This is a genomic window from Labilithrix sp., assembly GCA_019637155.1.
Classification (GTDB): domain Bacteria; phylum Myxococcota_A; class Polyangia; order Polyangiales; family Polyangiaceae; genus Labilithrix.
The window spans coordinates 237,347-263,384 of sequence record JAHBWE010000002.1 but is presented as its reverse complement, the minus strand read 5'-3'; the positions used below and the strand labels follow the sequence as shown (position 1 = coordinate 263,384).

23 protein-coding genes are annotated in these 26,038 nt (G+C 71.3%); 14 read left to right on the top strand and 9 right to left on the bottom strand.

Annotation, left to right across the window (positions count from 1 at the left end):
- Window positions 1–51 precede the first annotated feature (51 nt).
- Entirely contained in the window at window positions 52–699 is a 648-nt protein-coding gene (locus tag KF837_04970) for an ABC transporter substrate-binding protein (GenBank protein ID MBX3226639.1), read from the top strand.
- A gap of 9 nt (window positions 700–708) precedes the next feature.
- Here KF837_04970 and KF837_04965 read toward each other — a convergent pair whose 3' ends face one another.
- Window positions 709–1,905, bottom strand: coding sequence for a hypothetical protein (locus KF837_04965; protein ID MBX3226638.1), 1,197 nt, complete (start codon window positions 1,903–1,905; stop codon window positions 709–711).
- Window positions 1,906–1,987: 82 nt separating this feature from the next.
- Here KF837_04965 and KF837_04960 point away from each other — a divergent pair, with 82 nt between their 5' ends.
- Both KF837_04960 and KF837_04955 read left to right on the top strand, forming a co-directional pair.
- A complete protein-coding gene (locus KF837_04960; GenBank protein ID MBX3226637.1) occupies window positions 1,988–4,123 on the top strand; it encodes a serine/threonine protein kinase in 2,136 nt (711 codons plus the stop codon).
- A gap of 82 nt (window positions 4,124–4,205) precedes the next feature.
- A complete protein-coding gene (locus KF837_04955) occupies window positions 4,206–5,183 on the top strand; it encodes a hypothetical protein (protein ID MBX3226636.1) in 978 nt (325 codons plus the stop codon).
- A 28-nt stretch (window positions 5,184–5,211) separates the two neighbouring features.
- Here the strand turns inward: KF837_04955 and KF837_04950 are convergent, their stop codons facing one another.
- From KF837_04950 to KF837_04940, 3 genes are read right to left on the bottom strand one after another with little or no spacing between them, the layout of a single operon-like run.
- The gene (locus tag KF837_04950; protein MBX3226635.1) at window positions 5,212–6,798 is read right to left on the bottom strand and encodes an FHA domain-containing protein; all 1,587 of its coding nucleotides are present in this window, start codon (window positions 6,796–6,798) and stop codon (window positions 5,212–5,214) included.
- 51 nt (window positions 6,799–6,849) lie between these two features.
- A complete protein-coding gene (locus KF837_04945; protein ID MBX3226634.1) occupies window positions 6,850–9,138 on the bottom strand; it encodes a fused MFS/spermidine synthase in 2,289 nt (762 codons plus the stop codon).
- 21 nt (window positions 9,139–9,159) lie between these two features.
- A complete protein-coding gene (locus KF837_04940) occupies window positions 9,160–10,470 on the bottom strand; it encodes a sigma 54-dependent Fis family transcriptional regulator (GenBank protein MBX3226633.1) in 1,311 nt (436 codons plus the stop codon).
- Between the two features lie 144 nt (window positions 10,471–10,614).
- Between KF837_04940 and KF837_04935 the strand changes: the two genes are divergently transcribed.
- Window positions 10,615–11,406, top strand: coding sequence for a hypothetical protein (locus KF837_04935; protein ID MBX3226632.1), 792 nt, complete (start codon window positions 10,615–10,617; stop codon window positions 11,404–11,406).
- 2 nt (window positions 11,407–11,408) lie between these two features.
- Here KF837_04935 and KF837_04930 read toward each other — a convergent pair whose 3' ends face one another.
- Window positions 11,409–11,882, bottom strand: a complete 474-nt coding sequence (locus KF837_04930; GenBank protein MBX3226631.1) for a PilZ domain-containing protein — start codon at window positions 11,880–11,882, stop codon at window positions 11,409–11,411.
- Between the two features lie 85 nt (window positions 11,883–11,967).
- On the opposite strand from KF837_04930, the gene KF837_04925 reads away from it, so the two are divergent.
- The 7 genes from KF837_04925 to nhaA all read left to right on the top strand — a co-directional run bounded on the left by KF837_04925 (window position 11,968) and on the right by nhaA (window position 18,672).
- A complete protein-coding gene (locus KF837_04925) occupies window positions 11,968–12,408 on the top strand; it encodes a hypothetical protein (GenBank protein MBX3226630.1) in 441 nt (146 codons plus the stop codon).
- Between the two features lie 51 nt (window positions 12,409–12,459).
- Window positions 12,460–14,157, top strand: coding sequence for a peptidylprolyl isomerase (locus KF837_04920; GenBank protein ID MBX3226629.1), 1,698 nt, complete (start codon window positions 12,460–12,462; stop codon window positions 14,155–14,157).
- Window positions 14,158–14,166: 9 nt separating this feature from the next.
- Entirely contained in the window at window positions 14,167–15,459 is a 1,293-nt protein-coding gene (locus KF837_04915; GenBank protein ID MBX3226628.1) for an insulinase family protein, read from the top strand.
- The gene (locus KF837_04910) at window positions 15,456–16,292 is read left to right on the top strand and encodes a peptidylprolyl isomerase (GenBank protein MBX3226627.1); all 837 of its coding nucleotides are present in this window, start codon (window positions 15,456–15,458) and stop codon (window positions 16,290–16,292) included. Before KF837_04915 ends, KF837_04910 begins: the two co-directional genes overlap by 4 nt.
- 32 nt (window positions 16,293–16,324) lie before the next feature.
- Complete coding sequence (locus tag KF837_04905) at window positions 16,325–16,918, top strand: hypothetical protein (GenBank protein ID MBX3226626.1); 594 nt, start codon at window positions 16,325–16,327, stop codon at window positions 16,916–16,918.
- A complete protein-coding gene (locus tag KF837_04900) occupies window positions 16,915–17,133 on the top strand; it encodes a hypothetical protein (protein MBX3226625.1) in 219 nt (72 codons plus the stop codon). The genes KF837_04905 and KF837_04900 overlap by 4 nt, the downstream gene beginning before the upstream one ends.
- Window positions 17,134–17,268: 135 nt before the next feature.
- Window positions 17,269–18,672 carry a Na+/H+ antiporter NhaA gene (nhaA, locus tag KF837_04895; protein MBX3226624.1) on the top strand — a complete coding sequence of 468 codons (1,404 nt, stop codon included), beginning with the start codon at window positions 17,269–17,271 and terminating at the stop codon, window positions 18,670–18,672.
- Here nhaA and hypE read toward each other — a convergent pair.
- Genes hypE through hypF form a run of 4 tightly spaced genes read right to left on the bottom strand, consistent with a single transcriptional unit; the run spans window position 18,669 to window position 23,674 of the window.
- A complete protein-coding gene (hypE, locus tag KF837_04890) occupies window positions 18,669–19,736 on the bottom strand; it encodes a hydrogenase expression/formation protein HypE (protein ID MBX3226623.1) in 1,068 nt (355 codons plus the stop codon). The genes nhaA and hypE overlap by 4 nt on opposite strands.
- Entirely contained in the window at window positions 19,729–20,850 is a 1,122-nt protein-coding gene (hypD, locus tag KF837_04885) for a hydrogenase formation protein HypD (protein ID MBX3226622.1), read from the bottom strand. The genes hypE and hypD overlap by 8 nt, the downstream gene beginning before the upstream one ends.
- Window positions 20,847–21,116 (bottom strand): HypC/HybG/HupF family hydrogenase formation chaperone, encoded by a 270-nt coding sequence (locus tag KF837_04880; GenBank protein ID MBX3226621.1) that lies wholly within the window; start codon window positions 21,114–21,116, stop codon window positions 20,847–20,849. The genes hypD and KF837_04880 overlap by 4 nt, the downstream gene beginning before the upstream one ends.
- 5 nt (window positions 21,117–21,121) lie before the next feature.
- A complete protein-coding gene (hypF, locus tag KF837_04875) occupies window positions 21,122–23,674 on the bottom strand; it encodes a carbamoyltransferase HypF (protein MBX3226620.1) in 2,553 nt (850 codons plus the stop codon).
- Window positions 23,675–23,893: 219 nt separating this feature from the next.
- Here hypF and KF837_04870 point away from each other — a divergent pair, with 219 nt between their 5' ends.
- Genes KF837_04870 through KF837_04860 form a run of 3 tightly spaced genes read left to right on the top strand, consistent with a single transcriptional unit; the run spans window position 23,894 to window position 26,030 of the window.
- Complete coding sequence (locus KF837_04870; GenBank protein MBX3226619.1) at window positions 23,894–24,223, top strand: hydrogenase maturation nickel metallochaperone HypA; 330 nt, start codon at window positions 23,894–23,896, stop codon at window positions 24,221–24,223.
- A 2-nt stretch (window positions 24,224–24,225) separates the two neighbouring features.
- Window positions 24,226–24,999, top strand: a complete 774-nt coding sequence (gene hypB, locus KF837_04865) for a hydrogenase nickel incorporation protein HypB (protein ID MBX3226618.1) — start codon at window positions 24,226–24,228, stop codon at window positions 24,997–24,999.
- On the top strand, window positions 24,996–26,030 hold the full coding sequence (locus KF837_04860) for a hypothetical protein (protein MBX3226617.1): 1,035 nt from the start codon (window positions 24,996–24,998) through the stop codon (window positions 26,028–26,030). The genes hypB and KF837_04860 overlap by 4 nt, the downstream gene beginning before the upstream one ends.
- The last annotated feature ends 8 nt before the right edge of the window (window positions 26,031–26,038 follow it).

The window sequence follows — 26,038 nt, the reverse complement described above, 5'->3', positions numbered from 1 at the left end:
CTTCTCCCCCGCCCTTGACCCGGCAGGAGGAGACCTCAGGATCCCCGAACCATGCGCCTCCGTACTTTGATTCGTGCCGCCACCCTTGGCCTTACCGTCACCACGCTCAGCTTCGCCGCCGCGGCGGACGTCGCGGGCGCACAAGCCTTCGTCGAGAAGGAGCACGGGGCGATCAAGAAGCTGGTCGACGCAAACGCTGCGCAGTCGGAGGTCACGAAGGTGATCGACGCGATGGTCGACTACGACGAGGTCGCGCGGCGCGCGCTCGGTCAGCCCTGCCCGACCACGATCCCGAGCTGCACGAACCACTGGGCCGAGCTCAACGACGACCAGAAGAAGGAGATGACGAGCCTCTTCCGTCAGCTCGTCGAGAAGAAGTACCGCGAGAACGCGCAGAAGACGAAGGACTACGACATCAGTTACCGCGGCGCGAAGGAAGCGGGCAACGACATCGCGAAGGTCCGCACCGAGGCGAAGGACAAGAACAAGCCGCGCGAGCCGGCGGTGCAGGTCGACTACCTCATCAAGGGCAGCGGGCCGTACAAGGTCGTCGACCTCGTGACCGAGGGCTCGATCCTCTCGAAGAACTACTACGACCAGTCGCACAAGATGCTGACGACGCAGGGTCAGGGCTATCCGTACCTCGTGCAGAAGCTCAAGGACCGCATCGCGGGCAAGAAGGACAAGGACTCCAAGTAAGCGCGCGGCTCAGCGGCGCTCGCAGACGAAGAGCTTCGTCTCCGCGTCGGCGGCGGGGCTCGTCGCGACGAGCTGCGTGTCGAAGAAGGTCGTCAGGCGAAGGAACGCGCGGCCGGTCGCGTCGGGCCGCGGTTCGTTGTTGGCCCACGGCCGCGGCCGGCCTGCGCCGGCGTCGTCGGCGGGGACGCCGTCGTCCCAGCGCCAGCCGTCGTCCTCTCGCGCGAGGCCGATCCAGACGTCGTTCGTCTCGAGGTCTCGGTCGCGCGCGAGGAGCACGATCTCGCGCGCGAGCTGCGCGCGCTCCGCGGGGGACTCGAGGACGACGAGGCGGCCCGCGTCGTAGCCGCGACAGAGCTCGCTCGCGGCGGCGGCCGTCGCGGGCTCGAGCGAGATCACGTACCGCTTCCGTCCGCTCGTCGCGGGCAGCGTCGTGCAATACGGTCCGCCGCAGTATTGCGTTCGCTGCCCCGCCGGCTCGCGCTCGCAGACGGTCAGCGCATCGCTCGCGCCGCTGCACGGGACCTCGAGCCAAACGCCGCCGCGCGCGACGACGCACGACCGATCGCCGGCGTCGGGATCCGCCGGCGGGAACGTGATGTTCGATCCGTCGGGGCCTGCGTCGACGATCGCGAAGCAGCCCGCGCACCGGTCGTCGCCGCGAGGCCATCCGGGCTCCGGCACGCCCGAGCCGCCCACGCGCGGGACGCTCTCGGCGACGTACGCGTTCGCGGCGGGGCTGACGCTCAGCCCGACGCGGTAGCTGCCGCCATCGACGAACGCGTCGACGAGCTTCGCCTCTTCTGCGTCACCGATCGTCACGAGGTGCCCGCCCGCGCGCGCGCAGTGCTCGACCGCCGCCGCGTGATCGCCGGGATCGGCGAGGAAGTAGCAATGACCCGACGGCCCGAGGACGCCGCCGCACGACAGCGTGCACCGCGGAGTGCATCCGGGCGCGGCGCCGGCGCCGGGGTCGCAGCTCTCTCCCGCGTCGCCGCCGTCGTCGAGCGTCGCGATGATGCCGTCGCCGCAGCCGGTCGCGGCGGCCGGCGGCGGGGTCGTTCTCGTGTCGGCGCCGGCGTCGGCGGGGATGAACGGAGCGAGGTCGGAGAGGCACGCGCCGAGCATCGCGGTCGCGGCGGCGGCCGTGGTCGCGCCGACCGCGACGAGCGTGGTGAACCGCATCGTGCTCGCTTTCGACGTGCTCAATCGATCCTTCCGTCCGCTTCCGCCTCGCGGATACTACTGGAGCCGTAGCAACGTGCGCGCCGAGATGCGGTACGCTTCGGGCGTGTCCGAGCGCTCCTCTTCGCCGGGCGTCGGCGGGCGGTACCGGTCCCTCTTCGTGTTGGGGCGAGGGGGCATGGGCTCCGTCGAGGCGGCGCTCGAGATCGGCGACGCGGGAGCGGAGGGCGAGCCCGATCGGATCGTCGCGTTGAAGCGGCTCTTGCCGGACGCGGCGCGCGACAAGCGGCGGGTCGACATGTTCCTCCGCGAGGCGAAGCTCGCGGCGATGCTCGATCATCCGAACGTCGTCCGCGCCTACGACTACGGCGAGGCCGACGGCGAGCTCTATCTCGCGATGGAGTACGTCGAGGGCCAACCTCTCTCGCGCGTCCTGCGCGCGCTCGCGGACGAGGAGGGCGCGTCGCTCTCGCTCTCGGTGGAGCTGGTCGCCTACTTGCTAGCGGAGGTCTGCCGTGGCCTCCACGCCGCACACGAGCTCGCGGACCCGGCGACGGGGCAACCTTTGAACCTGGTGCATCGCGACGTGTCTCCGCAGAACGTGATGCTCGGCTACGACGGCCGCGTGCGCCTCCTCGACTTCGGCGTCGCGAAGATCGAGACGGAGAGCGTGACGAAGACCGGCGAGGTGAAGGGCAAGAGCGCGTACATGTCACCGGAGCAGGCGATGGGCGATCCGCTCGATCGCCGGAGCGATCTCTTCGGCGTCGGCGCGGTCCTCTTCGAGTGCCTCGCGCTCCGCCGCATGTGGGGCGACGGCACGGACATGGAGGTGATCCGCAAGCTCGCGCTCGAGTCGCCGCCGGGTCTCGAGGCGACGGGGCGGAGCGCGCTGCCGCCGGAGCTCGTCGCGCTGCACGCGAAGCTCGTCGCGCGCGCGCCGGCCGATCGACCGACGACGGCCGCCGACGTCGCGACCGCGCTCGCCCCCCACGCCGGCGATCGCGACACGGCGCAACGCGCGCTCCAAGCGCTCCTCACCCGCCACTTCGCCGCGCAAGCCGCCGACCAACGCAAGCGCCTCACGTCCTCCCTCCACGACGTCACGCCAACACGAGCCGACACTGACGCCCACCACCGCTCGCGCGACATCACGCCGACGCGAGACGACGCCGACGCCCATCACCGCTCACGCGACATCACGCCGACGCGAGCCGACGCGAGCGTGCTCCCGTCGCCGCCGTCGCGTCCGTCCCGCGCGACGAGCCCAGCTCCCGCCGAGACGTCGCGCGCGCGTCCCCTGCGCGCCGCCCGCCTCGCGCTCCCCGCCGCGCTCGCAGCCATCATCGCCTGGCGCCTCGGCACGGCCACACCATCCGCTCCGAGTGCCCACGCGGAGGACCCCACCGCGAACGGCGCGGGCGCGGCGGGCGCGGGCGCGAGCGGTGACGGCGCGGGGGCGAGCAGCGGCGGCGCAAACGCGGGCGCGAACGGTGCGGGCGCGAGCGCGCGCACGACCGGCGCTTCCGGCACGAGCGACAACACCGGCACAAACGCGAACGCTGGCACGAGCGGCGCCTCCGGCGCGCACAGCAACGCCAGCGCCAACGCAAACACCGGCAACGCATCCGGTGGGAGCAACAACGCAAACGCGGCCACAGTTGGCGCTTCCGGCGCGAGCGGCAGCGCTTCGGGAGCGTACCGCAACGCCGGTGCGAACGCCGCTTCCGGCGCGAGCGGCAACGCTGGCGCGAACGCCGCTTCGGGGACGAACGGCGCGGGTAGCGCTTCCGGCGCAAGCGGCAACGCTGGCAACGCCGGCGCCGGCAACGCTCCGGGAGCGAACGGCAGCGCCGGCGCGAGCGGCAGCGCCGGCGCGAGCGGCAACGCCGGTGCGAACGCCGCCTCGGGGGCGAACGGCAACGTCGGCGCGGGTGGCGCTTCCGGCGCGAACGGCAGCGCTGGCAACGCGTCGGGGGCGAACGGCAGCACCGCCGCGGGTGGCGCTTCCAGCGCAAGCGGCAACGCTGGCGCTGGCAACGCTTCGGGGGCGAACGGCAGCGCCGGCGCGAGCGCGAACCCCGGCGCGAGCGGCGGTTCGGGCGCGAGCGGCGCTTCTGGCGCCGGTGCTTCCGGGGCGAGCCGGGGGCGGGCCGACGCCGCGAAAGCGGGCGCGCCTTCGGGCTCGGCGCAGCCGGTGCCCAGCACGAAACCGCTGGATGTCGATGACAAGCCCTTCTGAGCGCTGCCCGTGTCGGCGCGAGATGCAAACGAAGTGGCGCGCGCGATGGGGCGCGAACGCCGTCCTCTCTCGCGTGGGGCGCGTGGGGCGCTCTGCTTGGAGATGCGCGCTCGCGCTCGTCGTCTCTTCCCCTCTCCTCCTCCTCGCTGCGACGGCGTGGGCGCAGGAAGCTCCAGCGCCGGCGGCCGCCGAGTCGCCCGACCTCGCGAAGCAGCGGGATCGCTTTCGCCAGGGCATGGATCGCTACCGCGCCGGCGCGTTCGAAGCGGCGATCCTGATCTGGGGCGAGATCTATCGCGAGCTCGGGAGCGAGCGCGGGTATCGGCTCGCGTTCAACCTCGCGCGCGCGTACGAGCAAGTGAACGACACGCCTCACGCGGCCGAGCACTACGAGGTGTACCTCGCGGAGGTGCGGAGGCGGCGCGACGCGAACGAGACCATCGAGCCCGTCGTCGCGAAACAGGAAGAAGAAGCCGGCGAACGCGTCGCGGAGCTCCGCACCACCCTCGGACGCATCCGCCTGCGCCGTCCCGACGTCGCCGTCGTCATCGACGCGGTGCCGCTCGTCGGCCGAGACATCGCGTACGTCACCGCCGGCAAACACGCGATCGTGTTCCCTCCCGACCCGCGCCGCGTCGAGATCGAGGTCGCCGCCGGCGAGGTCGTCGACGTCGAGCCACCGCCCGCCGCGCCCGCTCTCCCGCCCCCGCCCGTCGTGGTGCCCGCGGCCGCGCCGATCCGATGGGAGGCGCGCGAGGAGCATCCCTACTCGCGCTCGCTCGTCTTCGTCGGCGCCGGCGTGACGCTCGTGTCCCTCGCGTTGCCCGCCGCGCTCTACACGCGCGCGAGCGACTACCGCGACGACTACGACCGCGCGAACGGCCGCGACGACGCCGCGGCCGCGCGCGCGGAACGTGACTACGAGGGCGCGCGCGACACCGCGTACGCGTCGTGGGCCGTCCCCGCCCTCCTCGGCGCCGCTACGATCGCGCTCGTCGCGTACTACTACCTCGGCACACGCACCGTGCGCGCGCCGGTGCAGGCCGGGCTCTCGTTCTAGGCCGACGCCTAGTCGCGCCTAGTCGCGTCTAATCGGTGACCTTGCGTGGGTCCTCGACGTAGCGGAGCTCCACGTCGCCGATGTGGATGACGTCGTTCGGCGTCAGCTTGTGCGGGGCGCGGTCCAGCTTCATGCCGTTCACCTTCGTCGTGTTCGTCGAGCCCATGTCCGCGAGCCAGAAGTCGCCCGCGTTCGCGAAGACCTCGGCGTGGCGTCGCGAGACGGAGGCCGAGGCGATCGTGATGTCCGCGTCGGCGGTGCGGCCGATGACGCACTCCTCCTGCAAGCGATGGCGCACGCCGTTCGGATCGAGGAGCCACGCGATCGGCATGTCGCCCGCGATGTGCTCGATCAGCTTCGAGCTCGCGTCGCCGCGAAGCTTCGAAGACACCGGCGCCACCGTCGCGACGCGCGAGCCCATCGTCGACTTTCGGTACATCGCGTAGACCTCGGGATCGGGGCGCCGCTCGTAGACCATCACCTCGTCGACGAGGAGCTCGTACGCCTCCGCGAGCGGCGTGCCGTCGTTCGCGATCCAGCCGGGGAGCGCGGCGATCTCCGTCATGATCTTCCGCAACGTCGCCGCCGCGCCGGTGAACTGGCCCCGATCCGCGAGCGCGCGGGCCTCGTCGCGCGCGAGCTCCGCGTGGACGAGGAGCGCGTGGCGCGCCGCCTCCACCACGACCGCGGGCTCGCGGTCCGCGACCTCGATCGTCAGTGACTCGCTCACCGCGCCCGACTCGCGGCAGCGCGCCGTCACGTCGAGCAGCGTCGTCGCGAACGTGTCGCCGCCCGGACCGCGGACGCGCAGCTCCACGACGACGAAGCGACGCACGCCCGCGACCATGTCGGGGAGCGAGAGGACCGCGCCCTCCTTGCCGAAGCGCAGCCGCTCGCTCGCGAGGAAGCGCGAGATCTCGACGCCGCTCGAAGGCGCGACGACGAGCTCCACGTCCGACGCGACCACGTCGCCCTGCGCTCCGAGCGCGCGCGCGAACGCACGGGCGCAGGTGGCGGGATCGGGGACGAACTCGTAGCCGTCGCCGATCGCGGAGAGGACGTCCTCGGAGTGATCGGGGCCGTAGCCGAGCGCGAAGAACGAGATGCCCGGCTTGTGCTTCCGCACGACCTCGCGCAGCGCCTCCGCGGTGTGGGCGCCGACGTTCGGCGCGCCGTCGGAGAGGAGCACCACGCCCTTGCGCATCCCGGACGGCGTCGACGCGAGCATCGCCGCCGACGCCTCGAGCCCCGCCTCGATGTTCGTCCCCGAGAGCACCGTGAGCCGGCCGACGCGCGAGCGCACGAGCCGCTTGCCGTGCGCGTCGACCTTCACCGGATCGACGACCCGGACCGCGCGCTCCGAGAAGGCGACGATGCCGACCTCGTCCTCGGGGCCGAGCGCGTCGAGCAGGCGATCGACCGAGCGGATGACCTGCGCGATCGGCGCGCCCTTCATCGAGAGCGACACGTCGAGCGCGAGCACCGTCCGCGACCGCGGCCGCGCCCCCTCGACCGCGGCGCCGTGCGAGACGATCTCGAACACGGCGGAGAGCCGCGACTCGCCGGCGGGGCGAAGGGACGAGCGATCCAACCAGGTGTGCAACGTGAGCGGCATGTGCGGTGTCCCTGCCTCCCTCCGACGGAGAGCGCGAGCTCGTCTGACAGCCTAGAAGCGTAGCGAACCGAGGACGTTCGCGTAGTCGTCCGTCCACACGCTCTGCCCCGCCGGCGCCGCGAGCGGATGCCAGTCCTTTCGCCCCCGCAGCGTGAGGTCGAGCGCGTCCTTGCGCTCGCTCATGAGCACCCACTCCGACCTCGACTTCCCCGCCGCCTTCTCCTCGCGCGTGAGGTCGTCGTCGCGGCGGTCGATCGCGTACATCCCCGCATCCTTGGCGAGCGCGCCGAGGACGGGCTGGAGCTGCACGTGATCGTTCGAGACGTGCGCGAGGAGGACGCCGCCGGGGCGGAGCGCGCGCTTGTAGATCGCGAACGCCTCGCGCGTCACGAGGTGGGTGGGGACCGAGTCGGAGCTGAACGCGTCGAGGACGAGGACGTCGAACGGCGCGGTCGTCGCCTCGCGCAACCGAAGGCGCGCGTCGCCGACCTCGACGTGAACCACCGCCGACTCCTCCGCGCGCCTGAGGTACGTGAAGTGCTCCGTCGCGACCTCGACCACGGACGGGTTGATCTCGAAGAAGGTCCACTCGTCGCCGGGACGCGCGTACGCCGCGAGCGATCCGACCCCGAGGCCGATGACGGCGACCTTGCGCGGCACGAGCTCCTGATCCCACGACGGCAGCGGGCCGAGCACGTCGCCCGCCGGTCCGGTCGGGTGGTAGTACGCGAGCGGGATCAGCGCGCCCTCCGGATCGAGCGCCTGCTTGCCGTGCATCGTGTTGCCCGACACGAGGAGGTGCGAGCGGCGCTCGCTGTCGACCATGACCTTGAGCACGCCGAAGAAGCCGCGGTCCGCCCAGATCGTGGTCCCGAAGTCGTAGCCGCGGCTCATGCCGGCGAGGAGGAGGCCGCCGATCGCGACCGCGTAGCGGAGCGGACGCGCCGACCACATGAACGCGAAGACGAGCGGCACCCCGAACATCCAGCCGAAGCTGCCGGTCCGGTCGATGCGCCGCGCGGCGCCGAGCTTCACGAGGCCGTACGTCGCGAGCCCCACCGCCGCGCCGAGCGCGACGTCCTTGCCGATGCGCCTCCAGTCGAGCGACCCGGCGCGTTCGAGCGACGCGCGACCGAGGCACACGAGCGCGATCGCGATCGGATACTCGTAGAGGTCGTCGAACAGCCACGGCGCGAGGAGACCGTTGAACGCGCCGCCGAGCACGCCGCCGATCGACATGAGGAGGTAGAACTCGGTGAGGCGCGTGACGTGCGGGCGCCGCTCGGCGATGCCGCGATGGCACACGACGCTCGCGAGGAAGAGCAGGAGCATGTGCGCCGCGATGACGAGGTACGCGGGGCCGGTCACGTCCGCGAGCGTGATCGCGGCCACGATCGCGGCGACGAGCGCGGTGCCGCGCGAGTACGTCGCCGGCTTGATCGGCTGCCGCTTCGCGAACGCGACGATGAACGAGAGGAGGTAGAGCGCGAGCGGCAGCACCCACAAGAGCGGAACGCTCGCGACGTCGGTCGTCACGTACTCCGTCGCGCCGAGGAGGAGGCTCGACGGCCCGAACGAGAGCGCGATCCACACGAGCCGCTCGCGCCAGCGCTGCGCCGGCGTCGTGTGGCGCGGGCCGGCCCCCGACGTGACGAGGACCTGCGGCGGCGCCGGCGTCGTGTCGACGCGGACGTCGCTCCGCGCACGCATCGCGCGGAAGGCGCACGCGACGACGCACACCGCGTAGACCGCGTAGCCGGTGTGGAGCGCGCGGCCCTGCGCGTGCACGGGCAAGAGCGGCTCGAGCGCGAGCGGATACCCCAAGAGCGCGACGAAGCTCCCCGCGTTGCTTGCAGCATACAAGTGATAGGGGTCCTTCTCCCCGAGCTCCGCGAACCAGCGCTGCAGGAGCGGCGAGCTGGTGGAGAGGACGAAGAACGGCAGCCCGACCGAGCGCAAGAGCACGAGGCAGAGGCCGAGCGTCGGGTGCTCGGCGGTGAGCCGCTGCATCACGCGCTCGTCGACGCTCACCGGCATCACGAGGAACACCGACGCGACGATCGCGAGCTGGAGGACGACCTGGGCGCGGATCGGGAGCTTCGTCCCGACGTAGTGGGCGTACGCGTAGCCGAAGAGGAGGATCGTCTCGAAGAAGAGCGAGCAGACGATCCACACCGCGGGCGCGCCGCCGAGGAGCGGGACGACCATGCGCCCGATGATCGGCTGGCACGCGAAGAGGAGCGTCGCCCCCGCGAAGATCGTCAGCGCGAACTGGAGCAGCGCCGCGGTCGGGATCGGCCGCCGCGGCGGGTACGACGGCAGCTGCCGTGACTCGGACATGGTCGCGAACGATCCCCGCCCTCAGCCCTTCTCGATCGCGTACTTGCGGAGGTACGCGCGCACGTGATGGCGCTCCATCCCGCTCTGCCGCGCCATCTCGCTCACGTTGCCCTTCGCGCCCTTCGCGAGCTGCGTGAAGTAGTCCCGCTCGAACGCGGCGATCGCGCCCTTCTTCGCCTCCGCGAACGCCGTCTGCGGACCGCGCGCGTCCCCCTCCTCCGCCCCGCGCGCGAGCGTGAGCACGTCGTCGATCGCCTCCGGCGTGTCGGCGAGCGTCGCCGCGACCTGCGCGACGTTCACGAGCTCGCGCACGTTGCCGGGCCAGTCGTAGGCGCCGAGGCGACGGTCGATCCAGTCGAGGACGACCACGGCCGCCTCCGGCTTGCCCGATCGCTTGCACACCTCCTCGACGAGCATCGGCACGTCGTCGATGCGCTCGCGGAGCGGCGGCAGCTCGACCTTGACCTGCGCGATGCGGAAGTAGAGGTCGCTCCGGAAGCGGCCCGCGTTCATCTCCGCCGCGAGGTCGCGCCGCGTCGCGGCGAGCACGCGCACGTCGATCGGCTCGAACGCGCTCCCGCCGACGCGCTTCACCTGCCGCTCGGCGAGCGCGCGGAGGAGCTTCGGCTGGATGTCGAGCGGGAGCTCGCCGAGCTCGTCGAGGAACAGCGTGCCGCCGTGCGCCTCCGCGAGCGCGCCCTTCTTCCGCTCGGTCGCGCCGGTGAAGGAGCCCTTCTCGTGACCGAAGAGGAGGCTCTCCGCGAGCGCGGACGGGATCGATCCGCAGTCGACGACGACGAACGGACCGTCCTTCCGCTCGCTCGACTGATGGACGCTCCGCGCGACCACCTCTTTCCCGGTGCCGGTCTCCCCGAGGATCAGGATCGAGAGCGGCGTCTTCGCGACCTTCTCGAGCACGCCGAAGACGCGGCGCATCTTCGGCGAAGACCCCACGAGCTCGGCGAAGCGATCGGCGTACCCGACGTCGACGCGCTGCTTGTCCGTGCGCGGCTCGAGCCCGAGCCGACTCTGCCCGACCACGAGCTCGGCCTTCGTCGTGACGATCCCTTCGCTCACGCGCACCGCGCCCACGTGCGTGCCGTTCGTGCTGCCGAGATCGCGCACGAGGATCCCTTCGTTCACCGCGCGGAGCTCGCAATGGACCGCGCTCACCTCGGGGTCTTCGAGGCGGACGGCGGCGCCCTCGTCGCGACCGATCACGATCGGATCGACGTCGATCGCGCGCTCGCTCCCGTCCGGCAGGCGCACCACCCCGCCGCGCACGAACCAGTGGAGGACGCGAGCTCGCGTCGAGCCTTGCATCTCGTCCACGCTCGCACACCTCCGGCCCCCGTGGGAAGAAGCCGCCGAACGAGCGCCGAGCCGGGTGGACGCCGGTGCGTCCAGGTCTTCAACGCAGGGGCCGCGCCTCTGCGGGCCTCCGGTCGCTGGCATCGTCGATGCTATGGTCGAGGCATGGGCCGGTTCACCTCCGTCGTCGCGCTCCTCGTCGCCGGATGCACGAGCGAGAAGGACGGCGACGGCGACGTCAAAGATCCTCCGGTGACGCCGGTGCAAGAAGACACGTCGTTCGCGGAGGACGGCACCGACTCGAACGCGGCGGATACCGACGTGCAGATCGTCACGTCGTCGCTCGTGTCGTCGGCGCCGGGAGAGGTCGCGCTCGCCAACGATCTCGCGGCGTACCCCGCGCGTTGCTTCACGCGCGAGCCGGCGTCCGGCGGCGACGAGGTCACGTTCACGTTCACGAGCTGCCAGGGCCGGAACGGGCTCCGCGACGTGAGCGGCGTCGTCGTCGCCGCGGCGACGGTGGAGCCGGGGAAGCTCCGCCTCGAGCTCACCTTCACGGGGCTCGCGGTGAACGGCGCGAAGATCGATGGCTCCGCGTCGACGGACATCGTCGCGAGCGGAACGACGCGCACGATGACGTGGTCCGCGAGCCTCAGCGGCACGACCGCGGGTGGCAAGTCGTTCTCGCGTCAGAGCACGCACAAGGTCTCGTGGTCGCTCGGCGACGCGTGCTTCGCGCTCGACGGCACCTCCGAGGGCAAGGTCCGCGACCGCGAGATCCGCACGGTCATCCAGGACTTCCGCCGCTGCGCCCGCGGCTGCCCCGAGGCCGGCGGCAAGATCACGATCTCGACGAAGGACCAGCAGGTCTCGCTCGAATACGACGGCACCAACCGCGCGACCTTCACCGGCCCGAACGGCGGCACCGCGGCGATCCCGCTGTTCTGCCGGCCGTAGGATTATTTTTTTTCGCCGAGGTCGAGGGGCTCGCTCGGGTCGGCGGCGGCGACGAGGTTGCGCTCGCTCTCGGCGCCGGGGGGCGGCGGCGGAACGGACTGCTGCGTCCCGGACATGCCCGTGAACTCGATGCCGACGATCACGCCGTCGGGCTCCTCTTGGACCCAGACGATGCGGCCGGAACGCCTCAGCATCTCGTCGGTGCCGAGCTCGATCTCGAACTTCTGGCCGAGGTGGACCTTGTCCTCCAGGATGGCCCGGAGGCCGCCGCGGCTCACGTTGAGCGCCCAGCCCTCGAAGAGTTTTCCGTCTTCGGTCTTGAGGTTGACGCGCTCCGTGACCTCGCGCCGAGCCCCCCCGCGGCGCATCGCGTGCACGCCGCTCGGGACCTTCGAAATCGCAGGCGTGGCCGGCACGGAGGGCGGCTGGACGGCCTTCGGCGTCTCGCTTCCGGGGGGATTCGTTCGATCGCTCACGAGCGGGTACGGAGAGTAGCACGGGGACCCCCCAACCGATCACTGTTGACGGAGAGGGGCCTTTGGCCAGAATGTAGGACACCTCGTGTCGTCCACTCCGCAACAGCTGAAGAAAGCACTCGTCGCGAGCGGGTTCGAGGTGTTCCGAACCCTTCCGACCGAGGTCGTCCTCGCGGAGCGTGTCCGAGAGAACCTGATCCTCGACTCCGGCGTCCGCATCGCACCACTCGAGGGCGGGAGGCTACAGGTGAGGCTCGTCCTCCGCGCCCAGAAGGCGGACTTCCCGAACGACGACGACTCCGCCCTCTTCGACCGCGTCCGCAAGCTCGCCGAGCCGGCCGTCGCGAAAGGGTTCTCCGAGACCTCCACCGGCGTGCGCGCCGTGAGCGACCCCGGAGACGCCTCCCGGACGATCGACACCTTCTACGAGGTCTTCCTCTCCCAGGACGTGGCCTCGGTCGAGGACGCGGTCCCGGTGCTCAAGCTCGCGCTCTCGTTGGAGAAAGCGGTCGGGCACCACGCCTAGCATCGGCGGGTATCGACACGGGCGCTCCCGTGTTATGGGGACGCGCTTCCCATGCTCGATGTCTTTCGGCAAAAAGGCCTGACGTCCGCCGTCTACGGCGCGGTCATCGTCGCCACCGTCCTCGTCTTCGTCATCAACTTCAACCCGAGCGCGGGCAAGAAGCTCGGGTCGATCAGCGACGCGTGCGCGGCCAAGGTCCGTGGCAACTGCATCGAGCCGAAGGCCCACCGCGCCGCGTACCGTCTCGTCTTCTCGCGCGGCGCCCCGGGCATGAGGCAGGCGCAGGCCTCGCGCTTCGTGCTCGAAGGCATGATCGAGCGCGAGCTCCTCATCGGCGAAGCAGAGCGCCTCGGCCTCACCGTGAGCGAAGACGAGATCACGGACAGCATCTTCAAGGGCGACATCTACGTGTCGCTGCCGAGCGAGAACCCGAACGTCGGCGCGCAGGTCGGCTTCCCGAACGGGAGCACCAACGTCGATCGCCTCGTGCCCAACGGGTACAAGAACAAGGACACGAAGCAGTTCGACATGAAGATCTACGAGCGCACGATCAAGCAGCTCGTGAATCGCTCCCCCGCCGAGTTCCGCGAGTGGCAGGCGCGCGAGCTCCTCGCCGCGAAGATGCGCGACCTCGTCAAGGCGCCGATCCGCGTCGCGGAAGACGAGGCCTTCGACAAGTTCGTCGAGGAGCGCTCGACCTCCACCGTCGGGTACGTCATCGTCCGCAAGGGCTGGGTCGAGAAGTACGCGATCAGCACCGACGCGCGGGAGGTCGACGAGTGGGCGAAGGCCAACCCGGCGAAGATCATGGTCCCCGTCCGCCACATCCTCGTGAAGGGCGACAAGGAGAAGGCCGACGAGCTCGCCGCCGCGAAGACGAAGGCGGAGGGCATCCTCGAGCGCGTGAAGAAGGGCGAGGACTTCGCCAAGCTCGCGCAGGAGTTCTCGGAGGACCCCGGGAGCAAGGACAAGGGCGGCCAGTACCCCGGCGAGCAGGTCGAGAACTTCGTCCCCGAGTTCAAGAAGTCGGTCGAGGGCCTCAAGCCGGGCGAGCTCGATCAGCAGCTCGTCCAGACCTCGTACGGCTACCACATCATCAAGCGCGACCCGGCGACGAAGGAGGACATCCTCAAGGCCTACAAGGGCGGGAAGTCCGACGACCTCGCGCGCACGATCGCGAAGGACGTCGCCGCCGACATGAAGAGCGGCAAATCCGCGGATGACGCGATCGCCGCCGCAATCGTGAAGTACGCCAAATTCACGCCGAAGGTCGAGCGGAGGCCCGAGGCCGCCGGCGGCGACGCGGGCGCGGACGCCGCCGCCGCTCCGGTGGAGGAGACCTTCACCCCGGACAAGGACCCGACCCGGCCGCAGGTGCTCACGTCGTCGGCGTTCAACCGCGGCGGCGATCCGATCCCGGCGATCTCGCACGACGCGACCGAGTCGATCGTGAAGTTCGCGTTCGAGGGCAAGCCGGGCGACGTCGCGCCCGAGCCGGTGAAGACGGACGACGGCTACATCGTCGTGTCGCTCAAGGAGCAGAAGGCCGCGTCGCGCGAGGACTTCGACAAGGAGCGCGACACGTACGCGGCGTCGCTCCTCGCGGCGAAGCAGAACGAGGCGCTCGCGTACTACGTGCGCCGCCTGCGCGAGTCGTCGAAGCAGGAGATCAAGGTCGACACGAACAACCTGTTCGGCGCCCCGAAGGGCGACGGCGGCGCGTCGCGCGACGACGAGGACGACGAGTAAGGCCGCCCCATGGCAGGCCTCGAGGCCGCGCGGTTCCACACGCTCGCGAACGGGCTGCCGGTCGTCGTCGCTCCGCAGCCCGCGCTCCATCGCGCGCACGTCGCGCTCTACGTCCGGGTCGGCTCCCGCTTCGAGACGGCGAAGGAGAACGGCCTCTCCCACTTCCTCGAGCACATGCTCTACCGCGGCACGCCGCGGCTGCCGCACGCGCACGACGTGAACCTCGCCTTCGAGGGCCTCGGCGGCTACCTCTACGCCGCGACGCAGGTCGACTTCGGCGTCTTCTCCGTCACGCTGCCGGCCGAGACGCTGGAGCCCACGACCGCGCTCTTCGCCGACGTGATGACGTCGCCGACCTTCGCGGACATCGACGTCGAGAAGGAGATCGTCTGCGAGGAGATCCTGGAGGACCTCGACGACGAGGGCCGTCAGGTCGACGCCGACAACCTGTCGCGCGAGATGATCTACCCCGATCACCCGCTCGGCTTCACGATCACCGGCGACGAGAAGCGCGTCCGCTCCTTCGACCGCGAGATGCTCGTCGCGCACCACGCGCGCCACTACAACGCGGCGAACTCCGTGCTCGTGTTCTCGGGCAACGTCGGCCCCGATCGCGCGCTCGAGCTCGCGGCGGAGCACTTCGGACGCCTGCCGAAGGGCACGCGCGTGACGAGCGCGCCGCCGAAGCACGCGCAGAAGGCGGCGCGCTTCGACGTCGTCGAGAACGTCTCGAGCCAGACCGAGCTCCGCGTCTGCTTCCGCGCCGTGCCCGACGTCGCGCCGCAGCGGCACGTGATGGACATGATGATGCGGCTCCTCGACGACGGCATGTCGACGCGGCTCTACCACCGCGTCGTCGACGACAAGGGCCTCTGCTACGACGTGAGCGCGCAGTACGACGGCTACGACGACGACGGCATCGTCGACTTCGCGGCGGGCGTGCAGCACGCGCGGGCGGCGACGGTGGCGGAGGAGATCACGGGCCTCTTCCGCGAGCTCGCGCGCACCGGCCCCACGCCGGAGGAGCTCGAGAAGGCGCGCCGCCGTCACCGCTGGGACATGCGCTCGATGATGGACTCGCCGGAGGAGCTCGCCGGCTTCTACGCCGCGGGGATCCTCTTCGATCGCCACGAGTCGATCGAGGAGCGCATCGCGCGCAACGCCGCGGTGACGGCGAAGCAGATCCAGGACCTGGCCGCGATGCTCGCGACGCCCGACCGCCTCAACGTGCTCGCGGTCGGGGACCTCGAGGAGGACGAAGAGGAGCGCCTCGAGGACGTCGTGCGCCGGTACGTCGCGTGAGGGCGCTCGCGTCTTCGCTCGCGTTCGTCGTCGCTTGCGGAGGGGCGCCGAATCCGGCGGCGGCGCCGCCGCCGACCCCGCCGGGCCCCGTCGTCACCGCCCCCGCCTCGCGCGCGCCGCTCTTCGTCGAGGTCGTCGCGATCCGGATCCCGTGGGTCGCGAAGACGATGCCGCTCGAGCTCGAGACCTGGAAGGACGCGCCGGCGCAGTCGTTCCGCCACATCCTGATCAAGGGCAAGGGCGACCCGGCGGCGAAGAAGAAGGCGCAAGCCTTGCTCGACCGGATCAAGAAGGGCGAGGACTTCGACAAGCTCGCGCGCGAGTCGAGCGAAGACCCCCGCGAGCACGCGGACGAGAAGGTGCGAGACTTCGCCGAGCCGGTCCGCGACGCCTACGCGAAGCTGAAGGTGGGCGAGGTCGCGCCGGCGCTCGTCCCTAGCGACGACGGGTTCCACGTCATCAAGAAGTCGAAGCCGTCGGAGGAGCTCGTCGCGCGGGCCTACCGGGACGCGATGGCGCCCGTCCTCGCGAAGCGGCTCGCGCGCGAGCTCGCGGCGCGGTTGAAGGACGGCGCGCCGGCGCGGGCCGCGATCGCGGACGCCGTCGTCGCGGTCCTCGGCGAGACCGCGAGCGCGGACGAGAAGCGGCCGAAGCCGATCGTCGTCGAGCGCGAGCACCTCGCGCGGTCGCGGCTCCCCGCCGACGTGAAGGCGGGGCTCACGCGCTTCGCCGACGGCGCGAAGCCGGGCGACGTGCTCGCGCAGCCGATCGCGGTGGAGCAGGGCCCCTCCGAGGAGCCCACCGTCTTCGTCGCGCGCGCGGCGACGCAGTGACGCGCCGCGGCCGGATCGAGTAGCCTCGCGGCGTGCGCGTCGGCTCGGGGCTCCTCGTTCTGTCGGTCTGGCTCGCGGCGTGCGGCGCGCCGGCGCGGCCGCCTGCGCGGACGAGCACGACGGAGGCCGCGCTGCCGAAGCGCGGCGAAGGCGCGATGCCGCCCGTGCGCGCGAGCACGCTCGGCGGCAAGCTGAGGGCGGCCGGGCTCGACCCGAAGGACCTGCCGCCGATCGAGTCGCTCGATCGCCGCCAGAAGCTCGCGGTGATGCGGACCTTCACCGAGTCGCTCGGCGTCGCGTGCGTCGACTGCCACGCCGGCGTCGACTGGGCGGCCGACACGCGGCGCAAGCGCGTCGCGAAGCGCATGTACAACGAGCTGACGCGCGTCGTCGCGCTCGACGACGGCGAGCCCGCGTACTGCGACTCGTGCCATCAAGGCGCGCTCTTCGTGCTCGACCGCCGCGACAAATCGAAGGTCACCGACTTCATGACCGACGTCTACGAAGGCAAGCTGAAGCGCACCGACGGCCGCGAGCACGACTGCGCCACGTGCCACGGCGATCCGCCCGACCTCCATTTCTTGACCGCGTGGAGAGAGCACCCCGCGCCGGACGTCGCGCGATGACGCGCCTCGCCCTCGCGCTCCCGCTCCTGCTCCTCGCGTGCGCCGCCTGCGCCGCCGCGAGCGGCTACGATCCGAAGCGCTACGCCGGCGACGCAGGCGCGCCCGCGCCGGATCCGGACACGGCCCCGCTCGCCCCGACCGCGAAGCCGACGATCGCGGATCCGAAGCGCCCGCCTCCTGCGCCGTCCGACGCCGGCGCGCCCGACGCGACGTAGACGCGCTTGAACGCCGGGCGCGCTTCGTCTATTCGATGGCGTGGGTGCCGTGGCGCGAGAGCGTCCACGTCAGGTCGGTGAGGTTGGTCGGGCCGCCAACCCTCTCGTGCAGCGCACGCTGCAGGGAGGTTTGCGTTGGGTCCCCGGCAGCACGTCGAACACGATCTCCCTGTCCCGCCAGAAGCATCGCCCGCGGCGCGGCGATGGCTGCAGCGCCTCGTCTCGCCGATCGAGTCGTTCTTGCGGATCCAGGCCGCGAGCGGCGTCGTCCTCCTCGCCGCCGCGATCGCCGCGATCGCCGCCGCCAACTCCTCGTGGGCGGGCGCGTACCATCACCTCGTCGACCTGCCGCTCGGCGTCCGCGCCGGCGCGCTGAACGTCGAGCGTCCGCTCCACTTCTGGGTCAACGACGGCCTGATGACGGTCTTCTTCTTCGTCGTCGGCCTCGAGATCCGGCGCGAGATCCACGAGGGCGAGCTCGCGACGTGGCGGCGCGCGGCGCTGCCCATCGTCGCGGCGGCGGGCGGCATGCTCGCGCCCGCGCTCTTCTACACGGCGATCGCCGCCGCGCATCCCGAGGCGCGCCGCGGATGGGGCGTCCCGATGGCGACCGACATCGCGTTCGCGGTCGGGGTCCTCGCGTTGCTCGGCAAGCGGGTGCCGCCCGCGCTGCGCGTGCTGCTCCTCGCGCTCGCGATCATCGACGACCTCGGCGGCATCGTAGTGATCGCGCTCTTCTACTCGAGCAGCCTCGACGTGTCGGGCCTCGCCGTCCTCGCCGCGGGCACGGGGGCGATCTTGACGATGCAGCGGCTCGGGATCCGCCGCGCGTTCCTCTACCTCCCGGCGGGGATCCTCGTCTGGGACGGCTTCCTCCGCGCGGGCGTGCATCCATCCATCGCCGGCGTGCTCGTCGGCATGCTCACCCCCGTCCGCCCGCGCCTCGACGCGGAGGGCCTCGTCGACCTCGTCCGTCGATCGGCGGACCACATCGAATCGAAGCTCGGAGGCGGGCGCGACCACGAAGCGCTCGCGCACGAGGCGTCTTACCTCGTCCTCGCGCAGCGTGAGGCGCTGTCGCCGTCGCTGCGCTTGCAGCGCGCGCTCCATCCCTGGGTCGCGTTCGGGGTGATGCCCCTCTTCGCCGCCGTCAACGCCGGCGTCTCGATCCGCGGCTCCTCCTTCAGCGTCGTGAGCGCGGGCATCGTGGCCGGGCTCCTCGCCGGCAAGCCGCTCGGGATCCTCGCCGCGTGCGCGATCGCCGTGCGGACGCGCCTCGTCGCGCTCCCGCGCGGCGTCGGATGGCGCGAGCTCTCCGTCCTCGGCCTCATCGCCGGGATCGGCTTCACGATCTCCCTCTTCGTCGCGACCCTCGCGTTCCCGAGCGAGACGGAGCTCGCCTCCGCGAAGACAGGGATCCTCGTCGCCTCCGTCCTCGCGATGGTCCTCGGCCTCGCCGGCGGCCGCGTCCTGCTCCGCGGCCCGATGCGCGGCGCGGCCGAGAGCGAGTCCGAAGCCGAGGGCGCGGACGACGTCTAGCAGATGCGCGGCAGCATCTCGGCGTAGGGGAGCTCGAGGATGCGGGCGCCGCCGATCGGCGTCCGCGTCCAGACGACGCCGGGGTGCTCGCGCGTGACGCGGCCGATCCGCGCCGCGCCTCGTCCGAGCGGGTGCGCGCGCATCGCCGCGAGCGCGATCGCGGCGTCCTTCTCCGGCACGAACGCGACGAGCTTGCCTTCGTTCGCGACGAGGAGCGGATCGAGCCCGAGCATCTCGCACGCGCCGCGCACGACGTCGCGCACCGGCAGGAGCTCCTCGTCGAGCTCGATCCCCACCTTCTCCCGCGACGCGATCTCGACCACGGTCGCGGCGACGCCGCCGCGCGTCGGATCGCGCATCGCGTGGACGGTGGGGCACGCGGCGAGGAGGGACTCGACGAGATCGCCGAGCGGAGCGGTGTCGCTCGCGAGGTCGCCGCCGAACGCGAGCCCCTCGCGGCAGGAGAGGATCGCGACGCCGTGATCGCCGATCGTCCCCGAGACGAGGATCGCGTCGCCTTCGCGCACGCGGCGCGCCGACACCTCGCGCCCCTCCGGCACGACGCCGACGCCCGACGTGTTGATGAAGACCTTGTCGGCGGAGCCACGGCCGACGACCTTCGTGTCGCCGGTCGCGATGCGGACGCGCGCGCGCTCCGCCGCGCGCTTCACCGACGCGACGACGCGCTCGAGGTCGGCGAGCGGGAAGCCCTCCTCGAGGATGAACGCGAGCGAGAGCGCGAGCGGCCTCGCGCCCGACACGACGAGGTCGTTCACGGTGCCGTTCACCGCGAGCTCGCCGATGTCGCCGCCGGGGAAGAAGATCGGCGTCACGACGTACGAGTCGGTCGTGAGCGCGATGCGGCCCGCGGCGGGGGCGAGGATCGCCGCGTCTTCGAGCGGCTCGAGGAGCGGGTTCCGGAACGCGGGCAGCATCGTCTCCTCGATGAGCTTCGCGGTGAGGCGACCGCCGCTGCCGTGGCCGAGGAGGACCGTCGGCGTGTCCGCGATCGGGACCGGACACGTCGCCGCGAGGAGCGCGTCGCCGAGCTTGGGATCAAGCATGTTCGCCTCCCGGCGCGACCTCGAGGTCGGGTCGGCGGCCGTATTGCCAATACGCCGCGCACGCGCCCTCGGCCGAGACCATCGTCGCGCCGAGCGGCTGCTCCGGGCGACAGGTCTTGCCGAAGGCGGGGCAGTCCGACGGCTTCTTGAGCCCGCGGAGGACGAGGCCGCTGATGCACGCGGTCGACTCCGCGGTCGTGATCGCCTGCACGTCGAAGAGCGCCTCCGCGTCGTGGGCGCGGTACTCCTCGCGGAGGCGGAGGCCCGAGCGCGGGATGAGGCCGATGCCGCGCCACTTGCGATCGGAGACCTCGAAGACCTCGTCGACGAGGCGCCGCGCGCCGGCGTTGCCCTCGCGCTTCACCGTCCGCTTGTACTGGTTCTCGGTCTCGGCGCGTCCTTCCTCGAGCTGCTGCACCGTCATGAGGATCCCCTCGAGCAGGTCGATCGGCTCGAAGCCCGCGATCACGATCGGGACGTGATGGCGCGCGGTGAGCTCCTCGTACTCCTCGGTGCCGACCACCGCGCAGACGTGGCCGGGGCCGAGGAACCCTTGGACGCGGTTGTCGCGCGCATCGAGGATCGCGTCGATCGCCGGCGGCACGCGCACGTGGGAGACGAGCATCGAGAAGTTCGCGACCCCGAGGCGACGCGCCTGCGACACCGCGAGCGCGTTCGCGGGCGCGGTCGTCTCGAAGCCGATCCCGAAGAAGACGACGCGTTTGTCGGGGTTCTCGCGCGCGATCGCGACCGCGTCGGTCGGGGCGTACACGATCCGGACGTCGGCGCCGCGGCTGCGGAGCTGGAGGAGGTCCGTCGCCGAGCCGGGGACGCGGAGCATGTCGCCGAACGACGTGAAGATCACGTCCGGCTCGCGCGCGATCGCGTGCGCGCGATCGATCGTCTCGAGCGGCGTCACGCAGACGGGGCACCCCGGCCCGTGCACGAGCTCCACCTCGCGCGGCAGGATGCGATCGATGCCGTAACGGACGATGGAGTGGGTCTGACCTCCGCAGATCTCCATCAGCACCCACGGGCGCGACGCGACCTCGCCGATGCGCTTCGCGAGCGCGGCGGCGACCTTGCTGTTCCGGTATTCGTCGACGTACTTCATGACACGCCTCCCCTCTCTTCACCGTTCGCGAACAGGTCGTTGAGCTCTCCGATCTCCTCGAGCACGCGCCACGCGCGCGCCGCCTCCTCGCGGTCGATCTTCGCGATCGCGAAGCCGACGTGGACGAGCACGAAGTCGCCGGGCGCGACGTCGGGCTGACACTCGAGGCACACGTCGCGCGTCACGCCCGCGAACTGCACCGTTCCGTAGCGAACGCCGTGGAGGTCACGGACGTCGATCACTTCTCCGGGAATGCCAAGGCACACGTTCGTCACCCACCCTTTCGGTTTCGTCGCCGCCAGAGGCGACAGCTCGCGATCGCTGCTTGTCCGAACGCGACGCCGCCGTCGTTCGGCGGCACGCGGCGATGGACGAAAACCTCGAAGCCGTCCGCGCCGAGCAGCGCCGCGGCGCGCTCGGACAGGAGGCGGTTCTGGAAGCACCCGCCCGAGAGGGCGACGAGCCCGATCCGCGTCGCGGCGCGGACGCGACGGCACGCGAGCGCGATCGCGCGCGCGACGGTCTCGTGGAAGCGGGCAGACACCGCGCCGCGCGAAGCCCCCGCGACGACGTCGGCCGCGATCGCGCGCACGGTCGGCCGGAGGTCGACGACGAACGGCTCGCCGCCATCGAACGCGAGCTCGTACGGCTCGGCGCCGTGGAACGCGAGCTCGTACGGCTCGGCGCCGTGGAACGCGAGGTCGTACGGCGCGTTCGTCGCCGCGGCCGCGAGCTCGATCGCGGCCTGGCCTTCGTAGGAGATCGCGCGCGCGCCGCCGGCGATCGCGGCGACGGCGTCGAACCAGCGACCGGCGCCGGTCGCGTGGGGTGTCGCGACGGCGCGCGCGATCATGCGCTCGACGAGCGCGCGCTTCGAGGGAGCGACGTCCGCGAGGACGTCGGCGATGACGCCGTCGCCGACGCCCGCGTCGACGAGCGCGGCGAGCGCGAGGCGCCACGGCTCGCGGATGGCGGCCTCCCCGCCGGGGAGCGCGAGCGGTCGGAGGTGACCGGCGCGGCGGAAGCCGGCGAGGTCGAAGACGAGGAGCTCGCCGCCCCAGAGCGAGCCGTCGGGCCCGCAGCCGGTGCCGTCGAAGGCGACGCCGATGGCGGGCCCGACGCGCCCATGCTCGGCGAGGCACGACGCGACGTGGGCGTGGTGATGCTGAACCGGCACGAGCGCGCGCCCGCACGCGAGCGCCCAGCGCGTGGACCGGTACTCCGGGTGGAGGTCGTGCGCGACGTGCGCGGGGCGGACGTCGAGGAAGCCGGCGAGCTTGTCGATCGTCTCGACGAAGAAGTCGAGCGCCGCCGGCGCCGCGAGGTCCCCGACATGCTGAGAAAGAAACGCCTCCCCGCCACGCGTGAGACAAACCGCATTCTTGAGGTCGGCCCCCACCGCAAGAACGGCCGGCCCCACGACAGGCAACACGAGCGCCTCCGGGTGCGCGCTCTCGCTCTCCTTTGGGAACGCGGGCGCTTTCGGGAGCGCGAGAGCTTCGGGGACGAAGCCGCGCGCGCGGCGGAGGAGCTGCGTCGCGCCTCCGGTCACGCGTACGACGGAGTCGTCGACGCGGGTATGGATCGGGCGGTCGTGCGCGAGGAAGACGTCCGCGATCGAGCCGAGCCGCGCGAACGCGTCCTCGTCGTCTTTCGCGATCGGCTCGTCGCGCGCGTTGCCGCTCGTCATCACCTGGAGCGGGGGACCGTCCGCGAGGAGGAGCGCATGGAGCGGCGTCGACGGGAGCATCATCCCGATCTCGCGGAGCCGCGGCGCGACCCCTTCCGGCGCATCGACGCCGTCGCGGAGACGGAGGAGCACGATCGGCCGCGCCGGCGAGAGCAACGCCGCGCGCTCGACGACGGAGACGTGCGCGAGCGCCTCGATCTCCGCGAGCCCCCGCGCCATGAGCGCGAACGGCTTGTCCGGCCGCCGCTTCCGCGCGCGGAGCCGCGCCACCGCCGCCGCGTTCCACGCGTCCACCGCGAGCAGATACCCCCCCGCCCCCTTCACCGCCACGACGCCCCCCGCCGCGATCGCGCGCACCGCGCCCCGAAGCGCGCCCTCGCGCACAGCCTGAACACCACGCACCGCAAGGCCCCCCGCCCCATCCTCACGCGCGAACCGAGCACCGCCCTCCGAAAACACACGCGCCCCATCCTCACGCGCGAACGGAGCACCTCCCTCCGCAAGCGCATGCGGTTCCTCCCCGCGTGCGGTCGATGCTCGCGTGGTCGGGGCGATGAGGCGGAGGGAGGGGCCGCAGGTCGTGCATGCGGTGGGCTCGGCGTGGAAGCGGCGGGTGGTCGGGTCTTCGTATTCGGCGTGGCACTCGGCGCAGAGCGGGAAGGCGCTCATCGTCGTGCGCGCGCGGTCGTATGGGAGGGCCGTCACGACCGTGTAGCGCGGGCCGCACGCGGTGCAGTTGATGAACGGGTAGCGATGGCGGCGGTCGCGCGGATCGAAGAGCTCGCGCAGGCAGTCGTCGCACGGCGCGACGTCGGCCGGGACGAGCGCGCGCGTCGACGGCGCGGAGGCGCTCTCGACGATGCGGAAGCCCGCGCCGCCGCGTGACGGCACGTCGTCGGCGTCGACGGAGACGATGCGCGCGAGCGGGGGCGGCTCGTCACGCAGCAGCGCCTCGAAGCGCGTGAGCCCGCGCGTCGTCCCCTCCACCTCGATCCACACGCCCGCGCCGTCGTTGCGGACGAAGCCGTCGAGGCCGTGCTCGTGCGCGAGCCGATACACGAACGGCCGGAACCCGACGCCTTGGACGGTGCCGCGAACACGCAGTCGACGACGGCTCGTGACGGCGGCGCCCATCCATCGATCCTGACCCCGACTGCAATTCGGATCAACGCGACATCGAAGTTCGAAGTGCGACGGACACGCCGTAGCACTCGACGACATGAGACGGATGACCGCGCGTCGCCCGATCCCGTCGTCATCCGATCACTGCAATACCTGTTTCAAATTGCAAATAGCCTTCATCGAGACGAAATCAGCCTTCGACAGATCGGGAGTTCGACCTACGGTCATGAGATGCACGAGCTCGCGATCGTCCAGCGCGTCGTCGACGAAGTGAGCGCGCGGCTCGGCGCGCGTCGCGTCGTCCGCGTCCGCCTCCGCGTCGGCGCGCTCGTCGCGGTGGTGCCGGACGCGATGCGATTCTGCTTCGACGTCGCGACGCAGTCGACGTCGCTCGAGGGCGCCGCGCTCGAGATCGAGCCCGTCGCCGCCAAAGCCCGCTGCGAAGAGTGCGACGACGTCTTCGCGATGAGCGACGGCCTTCCTCTCTGCGCGTGCGGTTCGGCGAGGGTCGCGATCCTCGCCGGCCAGGAGCTGGTCATTCAAGACGTGGAGGTCGCCTGATCATGTGCGGGACTTGCGGATGTGCAGACACGAGCGGGCACGGTCATCACCACCATGACCACGATCACCACCATCACGATCACCACCACCATCATCACGAAGACGACAAGGTGATCCGGATGGAGCAGGCCGTGCTCGCGAAGAACGACCGACTCGCCGAGCGGAACCGCGGCTTCTTCGACGCGCAGCGCATCCTCGCGCTGAACCTCATGAGCTCGCCCGGCGCCGGGAAGACCGCGCTCCTCGAGCGGATGATCAAGGAGCTCGAGCGCGACGCCCCGCTCGCGGTGATCGAAGGCGACCAAGAGACCGAGAACGACGCCGAGCGGATCCGCGCGACGGGCTGCCGGGCGGTGCAGATCAACACCGGCGCCGGCTGCCACCTCGACGCCGAGCGCGTCGGCGCCGCGATGCGCGAGCTCGAGCCGGCGCGCGGCTCGATCCTCTTCATCGAGAACGTCGGAAACCTCGTCTGCCCGGCGATGTTCGACCTCGGCGAGCGCGCGAAGGTCGTCGTCTTCTCGGTGACGGAGGGCGAGGACAAACCGCTCAAGTACCCGCACATGTTCCGCGCGGCCGACGTGGTCGTGCTGAGCAAGACCGACCTCGTCCCGCACCTCGACGTCGACGTCGACCGGTGCCTCGCGAACGCGCACAAGGTCAATCCGGGCCTCCAGGTCTTTCCGCTCTCGGTGCGGACGGGCGCGGGGCTCGAGGCGCTCTACGGCTGGATTCGAAACGAACGAGCGGAGTTGGAGAAGGAGCTGTCACGATGAGCGCTGAAGCGAAGAAACCGGAGACCGTGGTCCACGTCCTCTGGATCAACGCAGGATTGAGCTGCGACGGTGACTCCGTCGCGCTCACCGCCGCGACCCAGCCGAGCATCGAGGAGATCGCGCTCGGCGCGCTCCCGGGCCTGCCGAAGGTCCAGTTCCACTGGCCGCTCATCGACTACCAGGTCGGCGACGAGTTCATGGATTGGTTCTTCAAGGCCGAGCGCGGGGAGCTCGATCCCTTCGTCCTCGTCATCGAAGGATCGATCCCGAACGAGGAGACGAAGAAGGAAGGGTACTGGGCGGGCTTCGGCAACGACCCCGCGACCGGTCAGCCGCGGACGACCTGCGCGTGGATCGATCGGCTCGCGCCGAAGGCGACCGCCATCATCGCGGTCGGGACCTGCGCGACCTACGGCGGCATCCACGCGATGGAGGGCAACCCCACCGGCGCGATGGGGCTCCCCGACTACCTCGGCTGGAATTTCCGGACGAAGGCGGGGCTCCCGATCGTCTGCGTGCCGGGCTGCCCGATCCAGCCCGACAACCTCTCCGAGACGATCCACTACCTGCTCCAGCAGGTGAACGGCAACGCGCCGATGATCCCGCTCGACGACAAGCTGCGCCCGACCTGGCTCTTCTCGCTCACCGTCCACGAGGGCTGCGACCGCGCCGGCTTCTACGAGCAAGGGCAGTTCACGAAGGAGTACGGCACGGTGGAGTGCCTCGTGAAGATCGGGTGCTGGGGCCCGGTCGTGAAGTGCAACGTCCCGAAGCGGGGGTGGATGAACGGGCTCGGCGGCTGCCCCAACGTCGGCGGCATCTGCATCGGCTGCACGATGCCGGGGTTCCCCGACATGTTCATGCCGTTCATGGATGAGCCGCCGGGCGGGAGCGTGTCGTCGACCGCGGTGAAGCTCTACGGCGGGATGATCCGGTCGCTCCGCGAAATCACGAAGAAGACGGTCGACACCGAGACGAAATGGCGAAAGCGCGGGAGCACGCTCTCGACCGGCTACAAACCGATTTGGTGAGCGGGAGG

Excerpts from the sequence above, each read along its gene's own strand:
- KF837_04970 (MBX3226639.1), top strand. The coding sequence starts at position 52 with ATGCGCCTCCGTACTTTGATTCGTGCCGCCACCCTTGGCCTTACCGTC.
- KF837_04950 (MBX3226635.1), bottom strand. The coding sequence starts at position 6,798 with ATGCCGCTCACGTTGCACACCTGGTTGGATCGCTCGTCCCTTCGCCCC.
- KF837_04945 (MBX3226634.1), bottom strand. The coding sequence starts at position 9,138 with ATGTCCGAGTCACGGCAGCTGCCGTCGTACCCGCCGCGGCGGCCGATC.
- KF837_04935 (MBX3226632.1), top strand. The coding sequence starts at position 10,615 with ATGGGCCGGTTCACCTCCGTCGTCGCGCTCCTCGTCGCCGGATGCACG.
- KF837_04920 (MBX3226629.1), top strand. The coding sequence starts at position 12,460 with ATGCTCGATGTCTTTCGGCAAAAAGGCCTGACGTCCGCCGTCTACGGC.
- KF837_04915 (MBX3226628.1), top strand. The coding sequence starts at position 14,167 with ATGGCAGGCCTCGAGGCCGCGCGGTTCCACACGCTCGCGAACGGGCTG.
- KF837_04900 (MBX3226625.1), top strand. The coding sequence starts at position 16,915 with ATGACGCGCCTCGCCCTCGCGCTCCCGCTCCTGCTCCTCGCGTGCGCC.
- hypE (MBX3226623.1), bottom strand. The coding sequence starts at position 19,736 with ATGCTTGATCCCAAGCTCGGCGACGCGCTCCTCGCGGCGACGTGTCCG.
- hypD (MBX3226622.1), bottom strand. The coding sequence starts at position 20,850 with ATGAAGTACGTCGACGAATACCGGAACAGCAAGGTCGCCGCCGCGCTC.
- hypF (MBX3226620.1), bottom strand. The coding sequence starts at position 23,674 with ATGGGCGCCGCCGTCACGAGCCGTCGTCGACTGCGTGTTCGCGGCACC.
- KF837_04870 (MBX3226619.1), top strand. The coding sequence starts at position 23,894 with ATGCACGAGCTCGCGATCGTCCAGCGCGTCGTCGACGAAGTGAGCGCG.
- hypB (MBX3226618.1), top strand. The coding sequence starts at position 24,226 with ATGTGCGGGACTTGCGGATGTGCAGACACGAGCGGGCACGGTCATCAC.
- KF837_04860 (MBX3226617.1), top strand. The coding sequence starts at position 24,996 with ATGAGCGCTGAAGCGAAGAAACCGGAGACCGTGGTCCACGTCCTCTGG.